19 protein-coding genes are annotated in these 21,737 nt (G+C 37.0%); 12 read left to right on the forward strand and 7 right to left on the reverse strand.

The features are described 5' to 3' along the window. Nucleotides 1–19: 19 nt before the first annotated feature. The 5 genes from mnmE (at nt 20) to ACFILA_RS00735 (ending at nt 5,690) form a co-directional block, all read left to right on the forward strand. Nucleotides 20–1,327: a tRNA uridine-5-carboxymethylaminomethyl(34) synthesis GTPase MnmE gene (mnmE, locus tag ACFILA_RS00715; protein WP_375660481.1), complete on the forward strand. Its 1,308-nt coding sequence runs from the start codon at nt 20–22 to the stop codon at nt 1,325–1,327. A 106-nt stretch (nt 1,328–1,433) separates the two neighbouring features. After that, complete coding sequence (gene mnmG, locus ACFILA_RS00720) at nt 1,434–3,302, forward strand: tRNA uridine-5-carboxymethylaminomethyl(34) synthesis enzyme MnmG (RefSeq protein ID WP_375660482.1); 1,869 nt, start codon at nt 1,434–1,436, stop codon at nt 3,300–3,302. Then, nucleotides 3,302–3,949 carry a 16S rRNA (guanine(527)-N(7))-methyltransferase RsmG gene (gene rsmG, locus ACFILA_RS00725; protein ID WP_375630633.1) on the forward strand — a complete coding sequence of 216 codons (648 nt, stop codon included), beginning with the start codon at nt 3,302–3,304 and terminating at the stop codon, nt 3,947–3,949. The genes mnmG and rsmG overlap by 1 nt, the downstream gene beginning before the upstream one ends. A 6-nt stretch (nt 3,950–3,955) precedes the next feature. Next, nucleotides 3,956–4,753, forward strand: a complete 798-nt coding sequence (locus tag ACFILA_RS00730) for a ParA family protein (protein ID WP_273790170.1) — start codon at nt 3,956–3,958, stop codon at nt 4,751–4,753. Nucleotides 4,754–4,793: 40 nt separating this feature from the next. Continuing rightward, nucleotides 4,794–5,690 carry a ParB/RepB/Spo0J family partition protein gene (locus ACFILA_RS00735; RefSeq protein WP_273790169.1) on the forward strand — a complete coding sequence of 299 codons (897 nt, stop codon included), beginning with the start codon at nt 4,794–4,796 and terminating at the stop codon, nt 5,688–5,690. Between the two features lie 21 nt (nt 5,691–5,711). On the opposite strand, the gene ACFILA_RS00740 is transcribed toward ACFILA_RS00735, so the two are convergent. The 7 genes from ACFILA_RS00740 to dapF all read right to left on the reverse strand — a co-directional run bounded on the left by ACFILA_RS00740 (nt 5,712) and on the right by dapF (nt 11,785). Further along, a complete protein-coding gene (locus ACFILA_RS00740) occupies nt 5,712–6,179 on the reverse strand; it encodes a hypothetical protein (protein WP_375630635.1) in 468 nt (155 codons plus the stop codon). Between the two features lie 196 nt (nt 6,180–6,375). Beyond that, a complete protein-coding gene (locus tag ACFILA_RS00745) occupies nt 6,376–6,831 on the reverse strand; it encodes a hypothetical protein (protein ID WP_375643032.1) in 456 nt (151 codons plus the stop codon). 44 nt (nt 6,832–6,875) lie between these two features. Next, a complete protein-coding gene (gene gloB / locus ACFILA_RS00750) occupies nt 6,876–7,637 on the reverse strand; it encodes a hydroxyacylglutathione hydrolase (RefSeq protein ID WP_273790166.1) in 762 nt (253 codons plus the stop codon). Nucleotides 7,638–7,699: 62 nt separating this feature from the next. After that, complete coding sequence (locus tag ACFILA_RS00755; protein WP_375654297.1) at nt 7,700–8,386, reverse strand: septation protein A; 687 nt, start codon at nt 8,384–8,386, stop codon at nt 7,700–7,702. After that, the gene (gene ftsY, locus ACFILA_RS00760; RefSeq protein ID WP_375660483.1) at nt 8,383–9,636 is read right to left on the reverse strand and encodes a signal recognition particle-docking protein FtsY; all 1,254 of its coding nucleotides are present in this window, start codon (nt 9,634–9,636) and stop codon (nt 8,383–8,385) included. The genes ACFILA_RS00755 and ftsY overlap by 4 nt, the downstream gene beginning before the upstream one ends. 14 nt (nt 9,637–9,650) lie before the next feature. Next, nucleotides 9,651–10,934, reverse strand: coding sequence for a tRNA (N(6)-L-threonylcarbamoyladenosine(37)-C(2))-methylthiotransferase MtaB (gene mtaB, locus ACFILA_RS00765; protein WP_375660484.1), 1,284 nt, complete (start codon nt 10,932–10,934; stop codon nt 9,651–9,653). Continuing rightward, nucleotides 10,934–11,785 carry a diaminopimelate epimerase gene (gene dapF, locus ACFILA_RS00770; protein WP_273790162.1) on the reverse strand — a complete coding sequence of 284 codons (852 nt, stop codon included), beginning with the start codon at nt 11,783–11,785 and terminating at the stop codon, nt 10,934–10,936. The genes mtaB and dapF overlap by 1 nt, the downstream gene beginning before the upstream one ends. Before the next feature lie 226 nt (nt 11,786–12,011). Between dapF and ACFILA_RS00775 the strand changes: the two genes are divergently transcribed. The 7 genes from ACFILA_RS00775 (at nt 12,012) to odhB (ending at nt 21,710) form a co-directional block, all read left to right on the forward strand. Beyond that, entirely contained in the window at nt 12,012–12,557 is a 546-nt protein-coding gene (locus ACFILA_RS00775; protein WP_375660485.1) for an AprI/Inh family metalloprotease inhibitor, read from the forward strand. Nucleotides 12,558–12,655: 98 nt separating this feature from the next. Further along, nucleotides 12,656–13,855 carry a cell division protein ZapE gene (zapE, locus tag ACFILA_RS00780; protein ID WP_273790309.1) on the forward strand — a complete coding sequence of 400 codons (1,200 nt, stop codon included), beginning with the start codon at nt 12,656–12,658 and terminating at the stop codon, nt 13,853–13,855. 288 nt (nt 13,856–14,143) lie between these two features. Further along, on the forward strand, nt 14,144–15,106 hold the full coding sequence (gene mdh, locus ACFILA_RS00785) for a malate dehydrogenase (RefSeq protein ID WP_273790160.1): 963 nt from the start codon (nt 14,144–14,146) through the stop codon (nt 15,104–15,106). A 95-nt stretch (nt 15,107–15,201) separates the two neighbouring features. After that, on the forward strand, nt 15,202–16,398 hold the full coding sequence (gene sucC, locus ACFILA_RS00790) for an ADP-forming succinate--CoA ligase subunit beta (RefSeq protein ID WP_273790159.1): 1,197 nt from the start codon (nt 15,202–15,204) through the stop codon (nt 16,396–16,398). A 3-nt stretch (nt 16,399–16,401) separates the two neighbouring features. Then, nucleotides 16,402–17,304: a succinate--CoA ligase subunit alpha gene (sucD, locus tag ACFILA_RS00795; RefSeq protein ID WP_273790158.1), complete on the forward strand. Its 903-nt coding sequence runs from the start codon at nt 16,402–16,404 to the stop codon at nt 17,302–17,304. Nucleotides 17,305–17,466: 162 nt separating this feature from the next. After that, nucleotides 17,467–20,466 (forward strand): 2-oxoglutarate dehydrogenase E1 component, encoded by a 3,000-nt coding sequence (locus ACFILA_RS00800; protein WP_375660486.1) that lies wholly within the window; start codon nt 17,467–17,469, stop codon nt 20,464–20,466. 32 nt (nt 20,467–20,498) lie between these two features. Beyond that, on the forward strand, nt 20,499–21,710 hold the full coding sequence (gene odhB / locus ACFILA_RS00805) for a 2-oxoglutarate dehydrogenase complex dihydrolipoyllysine-residue succinyltransferase (protein WP_375660487.1): 1,212 nt from the start codon (nt 20,499–20,501) through the stop codon (nt 21,708–21,710). Nucleotides 21,711–21,737 lie beyond the last annotated feature (27 nt).

A 21,737-nucleotide genomic window follows, 5' to 3' on the forward strand; every position in this document is an offset into this window, starting at 1 on the left:
TTTTATTAGGATAAAACCTGTGGATACAATCTTTGCTGTTTCGAGTGGATTGTTACCTTCAGGGGTTGCAGTCATTCGGCTTTCTGGTCCTCATGTTGTAGATATAGTTAAAACGCTTTGTGGTCGTTTACCTAAAGCACGTTTTATGCATTATGGAAATCTTACTGCTCGTGATGGTAGTTTTTTAGATTCTGGTTTAACTGTTTTTTTTCCTGCTCCTCATAGTTTTACGGGGGAAGATTGTGCAGAATTCCATTTACATGGAGGAAAAGCCGTCGTTAATCGTTTTCTCGATGAATTGTCGACATTTTCTGGATGCCGTATTGCAGAGGCAGGTGAATTTTCACGTCGCGCTTTTATGGAAGGAAAATTAGATCTTGTTCAAGCAGAAGGTCTTGCTGATTTAATAGAAGCAGAAACGGAAAGCCAACGGCGTTTAGCTGTTATGGGTACAAGTGGACATTTAACGACGCTTTATCGTGATTGGCGTCATAAGCTTATGAAGGCGCGTGCTTTTATTGAGGCAGAACTTGATTTTGTTGATGAAGCAGATATTCCCAACGCAATATCTGATAAAGTTTGGAAAGATATTGAAGATCTTTGTACCTCTCTTCGAGAATATATTACTGAAGGAGAGCGTGCGAGTATTTTACGTGATGGATTAAAAATTGTTATTGCTGGTGCTCCTAATTCTGGAAAATCAAGCATTATGAATCGTCTTTCAGGAAGATCTGTTGCTATTGTAACGGAAGAAGCAGGAACAACCCGTGATGCTTTAGAAATGAGAATTATTCTTGGTGGTTTACCTATTTTTTTAACGGATACTGCTGGTTTTAGAAAAACAGAAAATAAAATAGAACAGATGGGAATAGAAGTTGCTAAACAGCATGTTATGGAAGCTGATTTGGTTATTTTGGTTTATGATATAGGAAATCCTAAGCAAGTTGATTTACCAGAAACATCGGCTGAAATATGGTGTGTTGGCAATAAGCTTGATCTTTATGAAAAAAATGATCAGCGTTGGTCTATACAATTTTCCGCATTAACTGGTTTAAATTTTGATTATTTTATAAAAGAAATTGAATCATTTTGTCATCATCGTGCTTCTGAAATTGGAAATATTGTTCCAGCACGTAAAAGGCAACTTCAATTGTTAAAGGAGGCTGTTAAAGAGATTGAATTTTCTCTTAATTATCATTCTCTTGATCTCAGTTTACGTGCAGAACATCTCCGTTGTGCAAGTGATTTTCTTGGTAAAATTACAGGAGATATTGATGTTGAAGATTTGCTTGATATTATTTTTTCAGAATTTTGTGTTGGTAAATAATGATTCACGTGAAACATTGATTATTTCATAGACAGATTATAAAGATTATGTAATTTATATATTGTTTCACGTGAAACCTTAGAATATTTTCTACGGAATGAATTAAATGCAATCATATGATGTTGTTATTGTTGGTGGTGGTCATGCTGGCTGTGAGGCAGCTTCAGCTTCAGCACGTGTAGGAGCCAAAACAGCGCTTATTACACATAAAATATCAGCATTGGGAACAATGTCGTGTAATCCTGCTATTGGTGGACTTGGAAAAGGGCATCTAGTTCGTGAAATAGATGCATTAGATGGTCTCATGGGAAGAGCAGCAGATGCTGCTGGAATTCAGTTTAGACTACTTAATAGACGTAAAGGACCGGCAGTAAGAGGACCACGAACACAGGCAGATAGAAAACTTTATAAAAAAGAAATTCAAAAATTATTAAAAGAACAAGAAAATCTTACTCTTATTGAGGATGAAGTTATTGATCTGGTTGTTAAAGATAATTGTGTATCAGGTGTTATTTTAAAAAAACAAGAAATAATTTTATCTGGTGCTGTTGTTTTAACAACAGGGACATTTTTAAATGGCTTTATTCATATTGGTGATAAAACATGGGCTGCTGGACGTATGGGGGATCAGTCAAGTGTAAAACTTGCTAAACGTTTAAAAAATTATCATATAAAACTTGGTCGATTAAAAACAGGAACCCCTGCTCGTTTGAGTAAAAAAACAATTGCTTGGGATTATCTTCCAAAACAACAAGCAGATGAAAATCCCATTCCCTTTTCTCTTTTAACAGAGAAAATTGAACAACCACAAATTGAATGTGCAATAACACGTACAAATGAGAAAACACATCAAATTATTCGCGAGAATATTTATCGTTCTGCTTTATATTCTGGAAATATTGAAGGGTTAGGACCACGTTATTGTCCTTCTGTTGAAGATAAAATTGTTAAATTTGGAGAACGTGATGGACATCAGATTTTTCTAGAACCAGAAGGATTAAATGATGATACCGTTTATCCAAATGGTCTTTCTACTTCTCTTCCTGAAGATGTGCAAATTTCTCTATTGAAAACCATTGAAGGATTGGAAAATGCTATAGTTTTGCAACCTGGTTATGCTATTGAATATGATTTTGTTAATCCACAACAATTAACGAGAAGCTTAGAATTACGCTCTTTACCAGGTTTATTTTTAGCAGGACAAATTAATGGTACAACAGGATATGAGGAAGCAGCAGCACAAGGACTTTTAGCTGGATTAAATGCTGCACGTAAAGTAGGTAAATTAGATGAAATACTTATAAGTCGATCTACGGCTTATATTGGTGTTATGGTTGATGATTTGGTTTCACGTGGTGTTTGTGAACCTTATAGGATGTTTACATCACGTGCCGAATTTCGTTTATCTTTACGATCTGATAATGCTGATACGCGTTTAACACCTTTGGCACAAAAATGGGGTATTGTGAGTAAAATACGTTGGGAATGTTATCAGAAAAAACAACAACGGCTTGATCAAGCACGATCAATATGTCAAAATATTTTTTTTACACCTAATGAAGCTTCTGCTCATGGATTACATGTTAATCATGATGGAATTCGGCGTTCGGCTTATGATTTTCTTGCTTATCCTCATATGACTTTAGAGCGTCTTTCAGATTTTTGGCCACAATTACAAAAAATTGATTCTAAAACAGCAGAATCTTTAGAAATTGAAGCACAATATGCGGTTTATTTAGATAAACAAGCACAAGATATTGCTTCTCTTCAGAGAGATGAGCGTTTAGAAATTCCTTCTTCTCTTGATATTCAGGCAATTTCAGGTCTTTCAAATGAACTTAAATCAAAAATTAAAGAAGTATCGCCGCGTTCAATTGCTGATGCACAAAAAATTGATGGCATGACACCCGCTGCTTTATCTCTTATTATTACATATATTCAACGTCAACGACGTGAAAAGGCTAAAACAGCTTAATGGATTTTTCTATAGAAAAAAAATATCAACAATTATTAAATATTGTTCCTTCTGTTTCACGTGAAACAATGGAAAATTTAATTCAGTTTGAGTCTTTAATACTTCAATGGAATGCGCATATTAATTTGATATCTGCTACAACAATACCAGATCTATGGACACGACATATTCTAGATTCAGCACAAATTTTTCCTTTGTATGCTCATTCTTTACATTGGTGTGATTTAGGATCAGGAGGAGGTTTTCCTGCAATTGTGATTGCTATCTTTTTGAAAGAAAAAAAAGAAGGACATATTAATCTTGTTGAAAGTAATGGGAAAAAAGTTGCTTTTTTGCGAACAGTTATTGCTCAACTTAATCTTCCAGCAACGGTTTATCACGCTAGGATTGAAGATATATATCAAAAAATTCCCATGTCTGATATTATAACGGCACGGGGATTAGCGCCGCTTAATACTCTTTTACAACTTATTTTTCCTTTATTAACAGAAAAAACTATAGCTCTTTTGCAAAAAGGTCGGGATTACGCTACAGAAATAAAAAATGCCTCTGCCAATTGGCACTTTGATCTGTTAAAACATAAAAGTAAAGTTGATGAAAATTCTGTTATTTTGGAAATTTCTCATATTCGATCATATAGAGGGTAGAGCAAAATGAGCGAAACACGAATTATCGCTATTGCAAACCAAAAGGGTGGAGTCGGAAAAACAACCACAGCAATTAATCTTGCAACAGCTTTAGCAGCCATTGGTGAAAATGTTCTTATTATGGATGTTGATCCACAAGGTAATGCAAGTACTGGTTTGGGGATTGATCGTAATAGCCGTCCTTTATCGTCTTATGATGTTTTGGTTTCGGGCGTTTCAATTACACAGGCGGCTTTAAAGACAGCTGTACCCAATCTTTATATAGTTCCCTCTACACTTGATCTCTTAGGTGTGGAAATGGAAATTTCTTCATCAAAAGATCGCATACAACGCTTACGTAAAGCTCTCTATGATGATCCGGAAATGGAAAAAAAATTCAATTATATTTTAATTGATTGTCCTCCCTCCCTTAATCTTTTAACACTTAATGCTATGGGGGCCGCGGATTCTGTTTTGGTACCTATGCAGTGTGAATTTTTAGCACTTGAAGGTTTAAGTCAATTACTTGAAACAGTAAAACAAGTGCGATCCGTACTTAATCCATCTTTAGAAATCCAAGGTATTGTTCTAACAATGTATGATGGACGTAATAACCTTTCAAATCAAGTTGTTGAAGATGTACGTTCTTTTATGGGAGATAAAGTTTATCGTACTGTTATTCCACGAAATGTAAGAGTATCAGAAGCACCTTCTTTTGGCAAACCTGTATTGCTTTATGATCTCAAATGTGCTGGAAGCCAAGCTTATTTGCGTCTAGCATCAGAAATGATACAACGTGAAAAACAAGCACGCGCTGCTGCTTAAAAATATAAAAAAATAATCTAAAAATTCAAAGAGAAAAATTATGAATGATGATCTCTCAAAAAAAAGACTAGGACGTGGATTAGCTGCATTGATTGGAGATATCAATTTAAACAACAATATTGCACGTTCATCAAGCTTTGATAAATTAAATGAATCCGGTAGTATTTCTGAGCGATTTATTTCTATTGAATCTATTTCATGTAATCCTCACAATCCTCGGCGTCATTTTACTGAAACAGAGCTTGATAATTTGGCACAATCAATTCGTCAACACGGTGTGGTTCAACCGGTTATTGTAAGGCCTTTAAGAGATCATCCTCATCGGTTTGAATTGATTGCGGGTGAACGGCGCTGGCGTGCAGCACAACGTGCAAATTTAAGTCAATTACCCGTTATTATTCGTGATGTGGACGATAAAACCGCTTTGGAATTGGCTATTATTGAAAATGTTCAGCGGGCAGATCTTAATCCTATCGAAGAAGCAAAAGGATATGAGATGCTTTTGAATGAGCATGATTATACACAAGTAGATTTAGCACAAGTTATTGGAAAAAGTCGTAGTCATGTTGCAAATACGCTTCGTTTATTAAAACTTCCAGAAAGAGTACAACAATTCTTAACGGATGGACAACTTTCTGCTGGTCATGCACGTTGTCTTATAACCGTTGATGATCCACAAAATTTAGCTGAGAAAATTATTCGTGAAGGGCTTTCAGTACGTCAAACAGAAATACTTGCATATGAGAAAGCCAATCCTAAAACTAAAAAGCGTACCAATACGGAAAAAGATGCTGAAACAAAATCTTTAGAAAAATTACTTGCAGATGTGATAGGAATGAAAGTTATTATTCGACATGGTAAAAAAGGTGGCGATTTAAAAATACATTACTCTTCATTAGAACAATTAGATGAAATTTGTCGGCGTTTACAAAGTTAATCAATTGTTCTAAAAAGATTTTTAACAGTTATCTCTTAAAATTTGGATTATTCTATACATATGTTCTTTAACAAATTCTAGATTTCTTGAAGGTAAAGAGTTTTTTTCATAAGTATAATTTTCCTCATCAGTAAGTACATATAATGTCGCTTTAAGTGCTAGGTGAGCAACAACAAAATCTTTTGGTGTGATATTATTTTCTTTTAAAATATTCACAAGTTTTGGATTATTAGAAATATAGGCAGCATATTTTTCAATATGATCATCATAAGTATTGATATCACTTTTTGTATTTGTTTGTTCTGGTTCTGAAGATAAATTTCTACATTCTGCTTTGATTTTTTCCAGCTTTAAAAGAATATCTTCTGTTAAGGGATAATTTGCAATGAAAGTCGGTATAAAAGAAGGATCATCTATTTCTTGTTTTTTTTCTTGAGCGTATGATACAAAAGGAAAAATGAAGAAAAAACACAATAGAAGTTTAAACATGACTAAAAATTATCCTTTCTTTTTTGAATTTCAATAAATACTTTTCCGTCTGTTATTCTTTATTTTTAGAAAAACATTTGTAAATATAATCAAAATAAAAACAATTATTAGAAATGATAAAAATACGGTGATTTTTTAATGCACTGACTCCTTTATTAGATTAAAGGGGTGATATTTTCTAACATTTCATAACTGATTAGTTGCTCAAAATGAGTTTTTCACAGCTATCTAAAAGAATTGTTGCTTTGTAAAAATGTTTTTTAACAAATTCAAGATTGTTTAGAAATATAATATTTTTCTCAGTAGAATATTCCTTTTCAGGTGCAAATATGAGAAGCGCGGATATTTCTTTAAGTACTAAGGTTCCAGCAGCAAAATCTTCTGGTTTGATATTATTTTTTTTTAAAATATTCATAAGTTTTGGTTTACTAGAAATATAGGTAGTGTAGTTTTCAATATTAGAGTGGATACTAGAATCATAAGTGATAAGATCATTTTTTGTTTCTGGAAGTAAATTTTCACATTCTTTTTCAATTTTTTCCAGTTTTAAAAAAAAATCTTCTGTTAAGGGATAATTTGCAACGAGAGGGGATATAAGAGAAGAATTATCTGTTTCCTTTTCCTCTGCTCTTGTTAGTTGAATATGTATCACGAAAAGAAAAAGGAGAAACAAACGTAATACGAACTTAAGCATGGTTAAAAATTATCCTTTCTTCTTCGAATTTCAGCAAAAACTTCTTCATCTGTTTCTTCTTCCATTACAAGGTTCCTTCGCAACACACTATCATCCCAGCGGAGAAAGGGATTGGTGGCTTTTTCTTGCCCTAAAGTGACAGGTAAAGTCATAGCGTTTTTTGCACGTAGCAAAAAAACTTCCTCTATTCTTTGGTGGAGTTTTTTATTATGTGGGTCAATTGTTAGTGCGAAAAGAGCGTTATTTTTTGTATATTCATGTCCACAATAGAGAAGTGTTTCATCAGGAAGTTTACGAAGTTTTTTTAAAGAATTTAACATTTGTGCAGGTGTTCCTTCGAAAAGACGTCCACAGCCCAATGAAAAAAGTGTATCTCCAGCAAAGAGTAAACTCTTCTCAGGAAAATAGTAAGATAATGCGCCTAAAGTATGACCAGGTGTTGAAAGAGCTAAAAGCAGGTGTGTGCCAAAAGAAAAACTTTCATCAGGTTGAAGTGTTTGATCAAGATAATTGATCTTTTCTTTTTCTGCTTCTGGCCCGATAACCATAGCGTTGTAAACTTGTTTTAATTCTGATAGGGCTTCTACATGGTCGTGATGATGATGAGTTACAAAAATAGTGTTAAGTGTCCAATTGTGGCGCTTTAAAGCATTGTGGATCGCTTTGCTTTCAGGAGCATCTATTGCAGCTGTCATACCACTTTTTTCATCATGAATGAGTATACCAAAATTGTCTTCTCGACAAATAAACTGTTCAATCAACATATTTTTTCTCCCGAACAGTGTTTGGCGATGAATCTATAAAATAATCGGTAGTGGTGATTTTTTTAAGAATCAGATTTGTCCTCTTCTGTAAAAAGTCCTTTTGAATGTTTTATAATTATAGGCATTTGGGTAAGCATGAAAAGGACTGTTATAGGCATGACGCCAAATACTTTGAAACTTGTCCAGAAATTATCGCTAAAATTACGCCAAATTATTTCATTCAAAAGGGCAAGAAAAATGAAAAAAAACGCCCAACGATAGGTAAGTTTTTGCCAACCTAAATCATCAAGTTTTAAGGTAGAATCAAGAGCATAACGTAAAAGTGGTTTTTTAAAAAACATCCCACCAAAAAGTATAAAAGCAAATAAGCTATTAATGATTGTCGGTTTCATTTTTATGAAAGTTTCATTATGAAGCCAGAGAGTTAGAAAGCCAAAAACTAAAACAAATATTCCCGAAATAAGAGGCATAATAGGAATTTGTCTTGCAAGGATCCATGATAAGCTTAGGGAAATAATTATCGCTACCATGAAAATAGCTGTTGCAGGGAAAATAGATTTGTTAAAATTTTGAAAAAATCCAATGTTTTTTATCAGCCATTCTCCCTTATAATTGGCAAAAAAGAAGGCAACCAATGGACCCATTTCCAAAAGAAACTTAAGTGTTGGTGAGAGAGATTTTTTATTATTATTATTCATTTTTTTTTCAGAACTATTGTGTAAATTAGGATTAGATAAAGGCTGTTTCATGCATGTTTTCCTGCGATAGTTTCGGCAAAGTCAGAAGCAGAAAAGGGTTGAAGGTCTTCAATATCTTCTCCTATACCGATAAAATAAACGGGTAATTTATATTTTGCTGCGATAGCGACAAGAATTCCTCCTCGTGCAGTCCCATCTAGCTTTGTCATGATTAAACCATTAACACCAGCAATATCGCGGAAAATATCTACTTGGTTGAGTGCATTTTGTCCGGTTGTTGCATCAAGCGTTTGAAGGATTGTATGGGGTGCTTGGGGGGTATGTTTTTTTAAAACACGAATAATTTTTGCTAATTCATCCATCAATTCAGATTTATTTTGTAAACGCCCTGCTGTATCAATAATTAATACATCACTGTTTGTTTTTTTTGCTTTTTCATAAGCATCAAATGCTAAGCTGGCGGCATCTGCACCCAATTTTGTTGAAATAACAGGAGAATTGGTACGTTCACCCCAGATGTGTAGTTGCTCAATAGCTGCGGCTCGGAAAGTATCACCAGCTGCCAGCATAACTTTTAATCCCCCTTCTGTTAATTTTGCTGAAAGTTTTCCAATAGTTGTCGTTTTTCCAGTGCCATTTACACCTACCAGCAAAATAACATGCGGTTTATGGCTGAGATCAAGTTCCAATGGTATTGCAACAGGTTCCAGAACTTTTTTGACCTCATCCGCTACAATAGTATGAATATCATCTGGGGAGAGGTCTTTTCCGTAACGACTGGAAGCTAAAGTATTTGTGATGCGTGTTGCCGTCTCTACACCTATGTCAGCTTGGATAAGAATATCTTCGAGCTCTTGCAATGTGTCTTCATCAAGTTTTCTTTTAACAAAGAGATCGCTAATTGATCCGCTTAAGCGTTGTGAAGAAAGGGATAGACCTTTTTTAAGGCGCCCAAACCACGCTGTCTTTTTTTGTTCAACAGAAGGTTCAGATAAAATTTCTTCATTCTTTTTTTCACGGATGTTGTCTGTGACAATAATTTTACCAGAAAAAGGAATTTTATCAGAACGGGATTCTAGAAATGGAGATTTTTCATCATATTTTGTAAGTATTGACTCTGGATTTTTTGTTTGTTCTTCTTTTTCTGTGTCTATAGAAACTTGGTTATTTTTTGTCTTTTCATTTTTGTCTTTATTTTCTTCTATTATATCGCTTTTATCAGGAATAGAAATCTGTTGTTCAATTTCTTGCTCTTGAGATTTGTTAAAAGAGAATATTTTTTTAATAAAAGATTTCGTCATAAGAATTTTCCTGCTCAAGCAGCGTTTAATTTTGGAAGGACAGCAATCAATTTATCGCCATCATGATCAACGATAAGGGCTTGAACAATTGTTCCTGCTTTTGCACCCTTAACCTGTACAAGGGTATAATCTTCTGTTCGTCCGATTTCATCTTTTTCAACGAGAATTGTTTGTAGACTGTTTTGTAAATGAGCAAGATGCTTTTGGTAAGCCATCTCACCTGCTTTACGCAATTTTTTAGCACGCATCTTAACTATTTTACGGTTTATTTGTGGCATACGTGCGGCAGGTGTTCCTTCTCTTGGACTAAAGGGGAAGACATGGAGATGGGTTAAATTACAATCTTTGATTAAAACAAGACTGTTTTGAAACATCTCTTCTGTTTCTGTAGGAAAACCAGCAATTAAGTCAGCACCATACACCATTGTAGGACGTTTGGCACGCAACTCTTGGCAAAATTGAATGGCATGTTCGCGCAGATGACGCCGTTTCATCCGTTTTAAAATCATATTATCACCTGCTTGCAAAGATAAATGCAAATGGGGCATGATTCTTGTTTCATAAGCTAAAAGATTGATGAGTTCTTCGTCTGCTTCAATAGAGTCAATAGATGAGAGGCGTAATCGCGTTAAGTCAGGAACATGATGCAAAATTGCTGAAGTTAATTTTCCTAGAGTAGCTTTTCCAGGAAGATCGTGGCCATAACTTGTAAGGTCAACACCTGTAAGGACCACCTCTTGGATACCCCCACCTATCAGCTTTTTAATTTGTTCTATGACAGCACCCATGGGAACTGAACGAGATGGTCCTCGTCCATAAGGAATAATGCAAAATGTACAGCGATGATCACATCCATTTTGTACCTGTACAAAAGCGCGGGTGCGCTCTTGCATTGCACTGACCATATGTGGGGCAATTTTTTGTACTTCCATAATGTCATTGATACGCACCTTTTCAGAATTATTAATACCAAAATCAGGAAGTTGACGATAAGAATGGGCGTGAAGTTTATCTTCGTTTCCTAAAACGAGATCCACTTCTGTCATTGAGGCAAAATTTTGTGCTTCTGTTTGGGCTGCACACCCTGTTACAATGATACGCGCATGAGGATTTTCACGTCGTGCTTTGCGGATAGCTTGTTTTGCTTGTCGTACGGCTTCGGCAGTGACAGCACAAGTATTAAAGATAATAGCACCATCTTTAAGTTGATCTAGCCCTGAAGAAGTACTTTCTTTGCGAATGATTTCCGATTCGTAGCTGTTAAGTCGACAACCAAAAGTTACAATTTCTATTGCCATCAGGAGTGATCCTTTTTGTAGGATCCTGTTAAAGGGCTTAAAAAACCACTAAATTGATATTTTATTGGTCCTGTCATAATAATGTGATCGTCTTCTCGGTAAAAAATATTAAGTGTTCCCTTTGGTAAGTTCACATCAATATGGCGCTCTGTAAGTCCACGACGATAAGCAGCCACTGCACTTGCACAAGCAGCACTCCCACATGCTTGTGTTAATCCTGCTCCTCGCTCCCATGTACGTAAATTTAGACTTTTCTTTGACGTTATGCAAGCAATGGAAATATTGCACCGTTCGGGAAACAGGGGATCATGTTCAAGGTTTGGCCCATATTCCTCTAATGGAATATGTTGAATATCATTTTCAACAAAAAAGATAGCATGGAGATTGCCAATGGATATGAGACAAGCGTCTTTTAGGGGACCAGCCGTAATTTCTACGTGATTGGTATCAACTATTTCACGTGAAACAGGCATCTCTTTTGCATTGAAATTTGGGCATCCCATATCAACAGAAATGAGATTGTCGGTTTGGTATTTCCCTTCAATAATTCCAGCGGGAGTTTCTAAATGAAATTTTTCACCAAAATTGTGATCTTTAAGCCATGCGATGACACAGCGGGTACCATTGCCACAAGCTTTAGCCATTGATCCGTCGGCATTCCATATTTCGATGCGGAAGTTGGCTTTTTTCTGGGTTGGTGTGTGGATAGCCATGATTTGATCAAAATGCATTTCAGGATCTGCTGACAAAGCAAGGATTGCTTTTGGTGTAAGAGCATGAGTGCTTTCACGCATATCAACAACAATAATTTGATTTCCAAGACCGTCCATTTTGCTAAATGGCGTTTTCATGAAACTTCTCTATTTCTAATGATTACTTATAAAAGAGATATATGGCTGAAAATCTTATAAATTTCCAGTGTTTAATAAATATAAAATTTGGTACATAAGTTATTTCGTTTAAAATAAGTGATTTTAACCTGTTTTTTTTAATTTGTTAATTTATCTTTGTAACTATAACAAATATTCGCTTAATTTTTTTGTGAACTTATTTATTGTCGTGGGAGAGAGTACAGACATGGCGTTTTCAAAAGTTTCGTTTTTCGTTGCACTATCAACTGTAATGTTTTTAGGGGGATGTTCAACAACACGGTTTGATGGTAATGACGATAATAACGCATTAGAAGTTTTTTATCCATCTCAACAAATGACAATATTGGAAGCGTCTGATCTGTCGTCTCCTTCTTCGTCGATATCTGAAGACGCAAACGCTTCGGTGTATGAAAAAGGAGATTCTCAGAGCGATGGACGAATGGCTAGTCTCGAATTGCCAAGCAATGCCACTGATTTATTTCCTGCAAGTATTGCTGGGGTATGGAATCTTTCTATGGGAGGAAAAGTTTGCCGGATTGCAACTCCACAAACAAAGTTTGGAAAAGGGTACCGTGCTGGTCCTTTACACTGTCCAGGAATTGCTTCCCAAGTGAGATCGTGGGATGTTAAAGGAAAAAGATTATATTTTTATAATAACTCTGGACGTGTTATCCTCGTTCTTTATTCTTCAAATGTTGATCGTTTTGAGGGACGTACACTTGATGATCATCCCGTTGTTTTAAGTCGTTAAATCATTTTTGACCGTTTATGACAAGCTAAGCTAGACGGACAGATTCGTGAAAAGTATTTGTATTTTTCATTGAGATCGGTTTGAAAAAGGTTTTTTGGATGATTCTCGTTTCAACACGTTATAAGGAGCTTGTCGCTAAAGGAGAGGTTTGTTTTGATCCCGCTCAATTAGCTATAACAGAATATTTTGATCATTTATTAAAAAAAATTACGGAACAAAATATCTCTCGTCCTTGGACTTGGATATTTTGCTCTTTCTTTAATAGAATATTTAAAAGGAAAAAACAAAATATTTCTTGTGTTGTAAAACAAGGAGATGAAACAGGTTTTTTTCAGGGACTGTATATTTATGGTGAAGTAGGACGGGGCAAAACCATGCTGATGGATTTGTTCTTTTCTTGTTTGCCTAAAGGTCATAAAAAGCGTGCCCATTTTAATGATTTTATGGCTGATGTGCATGAGCGTATTAATTTTTATCGTCAAGCATCTGGGTGTGCAAAATTTAAACAAGATAATCCTATTTTAGCTGTTGCTGAGGATCTTGCACGAGAAGCAAAAATACTTTGTTTTGATGAGTTTAGTGTAACAGATATTGCTGATGCTATGGTATTGGGGCGGCTTATTTCTGCTTTGTTTGATAAAGGAATTTTCTTTATTGCAACCTCAAATGTGGCGCCGGATAACCTTTATTGTAACGGTTTAAATCGTGAACTCTTTTTGCCTTTTATTCAAGTTTTGAAAGCATATGTTCGCGTTGTTAATCTTGATGCAAAAACAGATTATCGCCTTGAAAAATCAAATCTACAACAGGTGTATGTGTCGCCGTTGGGGGTCCCAGCAAATGAATATATGGATCAAGCATGGGCACTTGTATTGCAAGGACATAAGGAGACATCTGATGAGCTTTCTATAAAAGGGCGCCTTATTCCTATTCCGCGCTTTGGTGCAGGATGTGCTCGTTTTGATTATGGGGATTTATGTGCAAAGCCTTTGGCCGCGGCTGAATATTTGTTATTAGGAGAGCGTTATCATACGATTTTTATTGATAATGTACCGGTCATGGATGATACATGTCGCAATGAAACAAAACGGTTTATTTTGCTTATTGATATTCTTTATGAACGCCACATACGGTTGTTTATGTCGGCTGCGGCAGGGGTAGGGGATTTGTATAAAGGGCATGCGCAGATTACGGAAACATTTGAATTTAAAAGAACACAATCACGTCTTTTCGAAATGCAAAGCTACGATTATTTAAAACTTTGGGAAGAACATTTTCTTTTGAAGAAGAAGCATTGATTATACTTTTACCTTTACGTAAACTGTAAAAACAATAACTTTTTGAAATTAAAGAAATATAATAATTCTGTTGTATTTTTTTTAAATTCACTTTATCGATACATCGTGATAATTTTCTAATAGTTGTTTCAGCGGAGGGTTGTTGTTTCTGTAAAGAGAGAAATTTGTAAATTTCATTTCTTTACTCCTTTTTATGATATTGTTTGAATATGGTTGAAGTCAAAAATATTCAGTATACGGACGCTGATGGGTGTGCGCTGAATTATCTAAAAGTTAGGAAAAAATAAAATGGCACGGAAAAAAATAGCTCTCATTGGTTCAGGTATGATTGGTGGTACTTTAGCACATATTATTGGGCTTAAAGAGCTTGCTGATGTGGTCTTATTTGATATTGCAGAAGGTGTGCCACAAGGTAAGGCTCTAGATATCGCCGAATCTTCTCCTGTTGATGGTTTTGATATCAGTCTAAAAGGTGCTAATGCTTATGAAACAATTGAAGGTGCTGATGTTGTTATTGTAACAGCAGGCGTTGCGCGAAAACCTGGTATGAGCCGTGATGAACTTTTGGGCATTAATTTAAAGGTTATGGAACAAGTTGGAGCTGGAATTAAAAAATACGCTTCTTCGGCGTTTGTTATTTGTATTACTAATCCCCTTGATGCGATGGTGTGGGCTTTGCAGAAATTTTCAGGTCTCCCTACACATAAAGTGGTTGGTATGGCAGGTGTTCTTGATTCAGCGCGTTTTCGTCATTTCTTATCTGAGGAATTTAAGGTCTCTATTAAAGATGTGACAGCGTTTGTTTTAGGGGGCCACGGTGATACAATGGTTCCTCTCGTGCGTTATTCAACGGTTGGTGGTATTTCTTTGCCTGATCTTGTAAAGATGGGCTGGACAACACAGGAAAGAATTGATCAAATTATCCAGCGTACCCGCGATGGTGGTGCAGAAATTATTGGTTTGTTAAAAACAGGTTCTGCTTATTATGCACCAGCAGCTTCTGCTGTTTCTATGGCTGAGGCTTATCTAAAGGACACTAAGCGTGTTGTGCCTGTTGCAGCTTATCTTTCAGGGGAATATGGGGTTAATGATACCTATGTTGGTGTTCCTGTTGTACTTGGTGCAGGTGGTGTTGAACGAGTCATTGAAATTGATCTTGATAAAGAAGAAAGAGGTGCTTTTGATCATTCAGTAAATGCGGTTAAAAAGCTTTGTGAAGCTTGTATTGCTCTTGTACCTAGTCTCAAGTAAATTGAACAAGGTTTAATTCATTAAAATAAGTATTTAGAATATTAAAACTTTAGGATTAATAAGATCCATGATCCATAAAAGAAAAGGACAAATGCATGAATATCCATGAGTATCAGGCCAAACGTCTGCTTCATGAATATGGAGCACCAATTGCAAATGGTGTCGCTGTTTATTCTGTAGAGCAAGCGGAAAAATGGGCGGAAAAATTGCCCGGACCTCTCTATGTGGTTAAAAGTCAGATACACGCTGGTGGTCGTGGTAAGGGTAAGTTTAAAGAACTTGATCCTGATGCAAAGGGTGGTGTTCGGCTTGCACAATCTGTTGAAGAAGTTGTTGCAAATGTTCAAGAAATGCTTGGAAAAACTTTGGTAACCAAACAAACTGGTCCAGAGGGTAAGCAGGTCAACCGCCTTTATATTGAAGACGGTGCCGATATTGAACGGGAGCTTTATCTTTCACTTTTGGTTGATCGTAGCATTGGTCGAATTGCTTTTGTTGTTTCAACAGAAGGTGGAATGGATATTGAAACGGTTGCTGAAGAGACACCAGAAAAAATATTCACGCTTCCCATTGATGCTGGAGAGGGTGTTACTTCTGCTGATTGTGCAAGACTTTGTGATGCGTTGAAACTACAAAGTAGTGCGCGAGAAGATGGTGAAAAGCTTTTTCCGATTCTCTATAAGGCATTTTGTGAAAAAGATATGAGCCTTTTAGAAATCAATCCACTTATTGTGATGAAAGATGGTCGTTTGCGTGTTCTTGATGCGAAAGTTTCTTTTGATAATAATGCTCTGTTTCGTCATCCAGATATTTTAGAATTACGCGATCTTTCAGAGGAAGATCCAAAGGAAATAGAAGCATCAAAGCATGATCTTGCTTATGTTGCTCTTGAGGGTACGATTGGTTGCATGGTTAATGGTGCTGGGCTTGCTATGGCAACAATGGATATCATTAAGCTTTATGGAGCAGAGCCAGCGAATTTTTTGGATGTTGGTGGTGGAGCATCAAAAGAAAAGGTGACAGCTGCTTTTAAGATTATTACGGCCGATCCAAATGTTAAGGGCATTTTGGTTAACATTTTTGGTGGTATTATGCGTTGTGATGTCATTGCTGAAGGTGTGGTTGCTGCTGTTCGTGAGGTTGGTTTAAAAGTTCCCTTGGTTGTTCGTCTTGAAGGCACTAATGTTGAGCAGGGTAAAGCAATTATTAATGAGAGTGGTTTGAATGTTATTCCTGCTGATGATTTAGATGATGCTGCCCAAAAAATTGTTGCAGCCGTGAAGGGAGCTTAAGCTATGTCGATTCTTGTGAATAAAGAGACAAAAGTTCTAGTTCAAGGGCTTACAGGAAAAACAGGAACATTTCATACAGAACAGGCGCTTGCTTATCATGGTACGCAAATGGTTGGTGGCGTTAATCCTAAAAAGGGTGGAGAAACATGGGAAGGTTCAAAAGGTGAAACTCTTCCTATCTTTGCTAATGTTGCAGAAGCAAAAGAAAAAACAGGCGCGGATGCTTCCGTTATTTATGTTCCTCCTGCAGGGGCTGCGGCAGCTATTATAGAGGCTATTGAAGCTGAAATTCGTTTAATTATCTGTATTACGGAAGGTATTCCCGTTATGGATATGGTTAAAGTGAAGGCGCGATTAGAAAACTCAAAGTCTCGTCTTATTGGTCCTAATTGTCCCGGTATTCTTACACCAAATGAATGTAAAATTGGTATTATGCCTGGTTCTATTTTTAGAAAAGGTTCTGTTGGGGTTGTCTCGAGGTCGGGAACTTTAACTTATGAAGCCGTTTTTCAGACGAGTCAGGAAGGTCTCGGACAAACAACTGCTATAGGGATTGGTGGTGATCCTGTTAAGGGTACTGAATTTATTGATGTGTTGGAAATGTTTTTAGCAGATGATGAAACTCAGTCTATTGTTATGATTGGTGAGATTGGTGGTTCTGCTGAAGAAGAAGCAGCACAGTTTCTGCAAGATGAAGCAAGAAAAGGTCGAAAAAAGCCAGTTGTTGGCTTTATTGCTGGCCGTACGGCTCCTCCAGGACGGACAATGGGACATGCCGGTGCTGTTATTTCTGGTGGTAAGGGTGGAGCAGAAGATAAAATTGCAGCAATGGAATCAGCAGGGATTCGTGTGTCTTCTTCACCATCACAGATAGGTAAGACTTTGATGTCAGTTTTGAAAGGCTAAAAGAAAGTTTCACCTGAATAAGCAAAGGTTCTTAGATTCAGGTGAAAAGACTTGAGTATAAAAAGGTAAAACTTTTTTGAATGTTCAAATCACTGCTTGTTTGTAAGCATTTAAAGGTCAAAAGAGATATAAGGAGACGGAATAGATGTTCCGGAGAGGTATATGGCAAGGCAGGACGAAATAAATAGCCTTTTTGCACAGACATCATTTCTTTATGGTGGGAATGCGGATTATATAGATCAACTTTATGCTCAATATGAAAAAGATCCTACCAGTGTTGATTCACAGTGGCGTGCTTTTTTTGAAGGACTTCATGATAATAAAGAAGATGTTCTTAAAAATGCTGAAGGAGCAACATGGCAGCGTGATCATTGGCCATTAAAAGCAGAGGGTGAATTGGTTTCTGCTCTTGATGGTGATTGGTCTTCTCTTGAAAAATATCTTGGCGATAAATTAAAGGAAAAAGCAATAACAGGTGCTGCACAAAAGGGAAAAACTTCCAGTAAACAAGATATTATTCGTGCAACACGTGATTCCGTTCATGCAATTATGATGATTCGTGCGTTTCGAGAACGGGGACATCTTCATGCGCAGCTTGACCCTCTTCAATTGGCCGAAAAACAAGAAGATTATAAGGAACTTTCTCCAGAAGCTTATGGTTTTACTCCAGCTGATTACGAGCGTCCCATTTTTATTGATAATGTTTTAGGATTGGAATATGCAACTATTCCGCAAATGCTTGAGATTCTCAATCGGACCTATTGTTCAACAATCGGTGTGGAATATATGCATGTTTCTGATCCAGTTCAGAAAGCATGGCTTCAAGAACGCATTGAAGGGCGAGATAAAAAAAATTCTTTCACACAACAAGACAAGAAAGCTATTCTGAATAAGCTTATTCAGGCAGAGGGATTCGAACAGTTTTTAGACACTAAATATAAAGGTACAAAGCGTTTTGGACTCGATGGTGGTGAGGCGCTGATTCCCGCTCTTGAACAAATTATCAAATGTGGTAGTGCTTTGGGGGTGCAGGAAGTTATTTTAGGAATGGCACATCGTGGTCGTTTAAATGTTCTTTCACAAGTTCTTGCCAAACCGCATAGGGCTATCTTTCATGAATTCAAAGGGGGATCTTATAAGCCTGATGATGTGGAGGGATCCGGTGATGTCAAATATCATTTGGGAACTACCGCTGATCTGGACTTTGATGGTAAAAAAGTTCACTTATCGCTGTTGGCTAATCCATCTCATCTTGAGATTGTTGATCCGGTTGTTATGGGGAAAGCACGTGCTAAACAAGATCAACTTATGGGACCTGCGCATACTGATTTACTCCCATTAAGTGAGCGTTCAAAAGTGATGCCATTGCTTATTCATGGTGATGCTGCTTTTGCAGGACAAGGCGTTATCCAAGAAACTTTTGGTCTTTCAGGTCTTAAAGGTTATCGTGTTGCAGGCTCACTTCATGTTATTATCAATAACCAGATTGGTTTTACAACATCTCCACGTTTTTCACGTTCTTCGCCTTATCCATCAGATGTCGCAAAAATGATTGATGCACCAATTTTCCATGTGAATGGTGATGATCCTGAGGCTGTTGTTTTTGTTGCCAAAATAGCAACAGAGTTTCGCCAAATTTTCCATAAACCAGTGGTTATTGATATGTTTTGTTATCGCCGTTATGGGCATAATGAAGGTGATGAACCTTCCTTTACGCAGCCGCTTATGTATAAAGCAATTCGTAATCATAAAACAACACTTCAACTTTATAGTGACCAATTGGTAGCAGAAGGAATGATTTCTTCAGAAGAGATTGAGCAACAAAAAAAATTATGGCGCGATAAGCTTGAAGGTGAACTTGAAGCGAGTGCTTCTTATAAGCCTAATAAGGCTGATTGGCTTGATGGAAGCTGGACGGGACTCAAAGCTTTTAGTAGTTCTGATGAGCAGCATTCTAGAGCAAGCGGTGTTGAATTAAAAACTTTAAAGGAAATTGGTCAGAAAATTGTTGAAATTCCGGCGAATTTTCATGTTCACAAAACCATTCAACGTTTTTTAAATAATCGTGCTAAAATTTTTGAAACCGGTGAGGGTGTTGACTGGGCAACCGCTGAAGCTTTAGCTTTTGGTTCACTTTGTTTGGAAGGTGCACCGGTTCGTCTTTCCGGTGAAGATGTTGAGCGGGGAACTTTTTCACAACGTCATTCCGTTCTTTATGACCAAGAAAATGAGGCGCGTTATATTCCTTTGAATCATTTACAAAAGGGGCAAGCGCTTTATGACGTTGTTAATTCTATGCTTTCTGAAGAAGCTGTTCTTGGTTTTGAATATGGATATTCTCTTGCTGAACCACGAGGATTAACACTTTGGGAAGCACAATTTGGTGATTTCTCTAATGGTGCACAGGTCATTTTTGATCAATTTATTTCATCTGCAGAGCGTAAGTGGCTTCGTATGTCTGGTCTTGTGTGTTTATTGCCTCATGGTTTTGAAGGGCAAGGGCCGGAGCATTCTTCTGCACGTTTAGAACGATTTCTTCAACTTTGTGCGGAAGATAATATGCAGGTTGCTAATTGTACAACCCCTGCAAATTATTTTCATATTTTGCGTCGACAAATTAAGCGTGATTTCCGTAAGCCATTGATTTTGATGACACCGAAATCACTCTTACGTCATAAGCGAGCGGTTTCTCTTCTCAATGAAATGGGGCCAGAAACAAGTTTCTGTCGTGTGTTGCTTGATGATGCAGAATGTCTCAAAGATTCTGTCATTAAGTTGCAAAAAGATAATAAAATTCGCCGTGTCGTTCTTTGTACTGGTAAGGTTTATTACGACCTTTATGAAGAACGTGAAAAAAAGGGTATTGATGATGTTTATCTCCTTCGTATTGAACAGCTTTATCCTTTCCCTGCAAAAGTTTTGGTGAATGTGTTATCGCGCTTTTTGCAGGCGGAAGTTTTTTGGTGCCAAGAGGAACCAAAAAACATGGGGGCTTGGTCATTTATTGAGCCTTATTTGGAATGGGTTTTGACGCATATTAATGCGCAATATTCACGTGCTCGTTATGCAGGACGTCCTGCGAGTGCGTCACCGGCCTCTGGGTTAATGGTGAAACACCTTGAACAACTGGCTGCGTTTCTTAAAGACGCGTTAGGTTCTTAATTTATTACTACTCTGATGTATGGAAAAATATTATGACTACTGAAATTCGTGTTCCTACTTTGGGCGAATCGGTTACCGAAGCAACGGTTGGCAAATGGTTTAAAAAACTTGGCGAAGCTGTCGCTATGGATGAGCCTTTGGTTGAATTAGAAACTGATAAGGTAACCGTTGAAGTTCCTTCTCCTGTTGCTGGGAAATTATCTGAAATCATTGCAAAAGAAGGCGATACGGTTGAAGTAAATGCTCTTTTAGGAGTGGTGAAAGCTGGAGAAGCTGGTGTCTCCCAATCATTTTCACCTTCTGCTACACTTGTTCCAGCGGCTTCATCTGAATCGGAGAAGTCTGCTTTGAGCAGTGCAATGCCTCCTTCTCCTTCAGCAGCAAAATTGATGGCTGAAAATAATGTTGCAAAAAGCGATATTTCAGGTTCTGGAAAACGTGGACAAATTCTTAAAGAAGATGTTCTTGGTGGATTAAAACAAAGTACAAATGCCCCTACACCCTCTTCTTCTGCGACGAGTTCTTCGGCAATTCCTGTCCAAGAAACACGTGAAGAGCGGGTTCGTATGACGAAATTGCGTCAAACAATTGCTCGCCGTCTTAAAGATGCACAAAATGTAGCAGCGATGTTAACCACATTTAATGAGGTTGATATGTCAGCTGTGATGGATTTGCGCAAGCGTTATAAGGATCTTTTTGAAAAGAAACATAGTGTTAAACTTGGTTTTATGGGGTTTTTTACCAAGGCTGTTTGTCATGCATTAAAAGAACTTCCTGCTGTTAATGCCGAGATTGATGGGACAGATATTGTTTACAAAAACTATGTCAATGTTGGAATTGCTGTTGGAACGGATAAAGGGCTTGTTGTTCCAGTAGTGCGAGATGCAGATCAAATGTCATTGGCAGAGATTGAAAAAGAGATTGGTCGTTTGGGACGTCTTGCGCGTGATGGAAAATTAGCCGTTTCTGATATGCAGGGCGGAACTTTTACCATTACCAATGGTGGTGTGTATGGATCGTTGATGTCAACACCGATTTTGAATGCACCACAATCTGGTATTTTGGGAATGCATGCGATTAAAGAGCGAGCAATGGTTGTTGAGGGCCAAGTTGTGATTCGTCCCATGATGTATTTAGCGCTTTCTTATGATCACCGTATTGTGGATGGGCAAGAAGCTGTGACTTTCCTTGTGCGTGTTAAGGAAAGCTTAGAAGATCCGGAACGCCTTGTTCTTGATTTGTAAAATACAGTTTTCAGGATGAAAGGAGAA

It is taken from the genome of Bartonella sp. CL71SXKL, assembly GCF_042194935.1.
Lineage (GTDB): Bacteria > Pseudomonadota > Alphaproteobacteria > Rhizobiales > Rhizobiaceae > Bartonella.

What these genes read in the sequence shown, in the direction of transcription:
- mnmG (WP_375660482.1), top strand. Translation starts at nt 1,434, where the DNA reads ATGCAATCATATGATGTTGTTATTGTTGGTGGTGGTCATGCTGGCTGT.
- rsmG (WP_375630633.1), top strand. Translation starts at nt 3,302, where the DNA reads ATGGATTTTTCTATAGAAAAAAAATATCAACAATTATTAAATATTGTT.
- ACFILA_RS00730 (WP_273790170.1), top strand. Translation starts at nt 3,956, where the DNA reads ATGAGCGAAACACGAATTATCGCTATTGCAAACCAAAAGGGTGGAGTC.
- ACFILA_RS00735 (WP_273790169.1), top strand. Translation starts at nt 4,794, where the DNA reads ATGAATGATGATCTCTCAAAAAAAAGACTAGGACGTGGATTAGCTGCA.
- ACFILA_RS00740 (WP_375630635.1), bottom strand. Translation starts at nt 6,179, where the DNA reads ATGTTTAAACTTCTATTGTGTTTTTTCTTCATTTTTCCTTTTGTATCA.
- gloB (WP_273790166.1), bottom strand. Translation starts at nt 7,637, where the DNA reads ATGTTGATTGAACAGTTTATTTGTCGAGAAGACAATTTTGGTATACTC.
- ACFILA_RS00755 (WP_375654297.1), bottom strand. Translation starts at nt 8,386, where the DNA reads ATGAAACAGCCTTTATCTAATCCTAATTTACACAATAGTTCTGAAAAA.
- ftsY (WP_375660483.1), bottom strand. Translation starts at nt 9,636, where the DNA reads ATGACGAAATCTTTTATTAAAAAAATATTCTCTTTTAACAAATCTCAA.
- mtaB (WP_375660484.1), bottom strand. Translation starts at nt 10,934, where the DNA reads ATGGCAATAGAAATTGTAACTTTTGGTTGTCGACTTAACAGCTACGAA.
- dapF (WP_273790162.1), bottom strand. Translation starts at nt 11,785, where the DNA reads ATGAAAACGCCATTTAGCAAAATGGACGGTCTTGGAAATCAAATTATT.
- ACFILA_RS00775 (WP_375660485.1), top strand. Translation starts at nt 12,012, where the DNA reads ATGGCGTTTTCAAAAGTTTCGTTTTTCGTTGCACTATCAACTGTAATG.
- zapE (WP_273790309.1), top strand. Translation starts at nt 12,656, where the DNA reads ATGATTCTCGTTTCAACACGTTATAAGGAGCTTGTCGCTAAAGGAGAG.
- mdh (WP_273790160.1), top strand. Translation starts at nt 14,144, where the DNA reads ATGGCACGGAAAAAAATAGCTCTCATTGGTTCAGGTATGATTGGTGGT.
- sucC (WP_273790159.1), top strand. Translation starts at nt 15,202, where the DNA reads ATGAATATCCATGAGTATCAGGCCAAACGTCTGCTTCATGAATATGGA.
- sucD (WP_273790158.1), top strand. Translation starts at nt 16,402, where the DNA reads ATGTCGATTCTTGTGAATAAAGAGACAAAAGTTCTAGTTCAAGGGCTT.
- ACFILA_RS00800 (WP_375660486.1), top strand. Translation starts at nt 17,467, where the DNA reads ATGGCAAGGCAGGACGAAATAAATAGCCTTTTTGCACAGACATCATTT.
- odhB (WP_375660487.1), top strand. Translation starts at nt 20,499, where the DNA reads ATGACTACTGAAATTCGTGTTCCTACTTTGGGCGAATCGGTTACCGAA.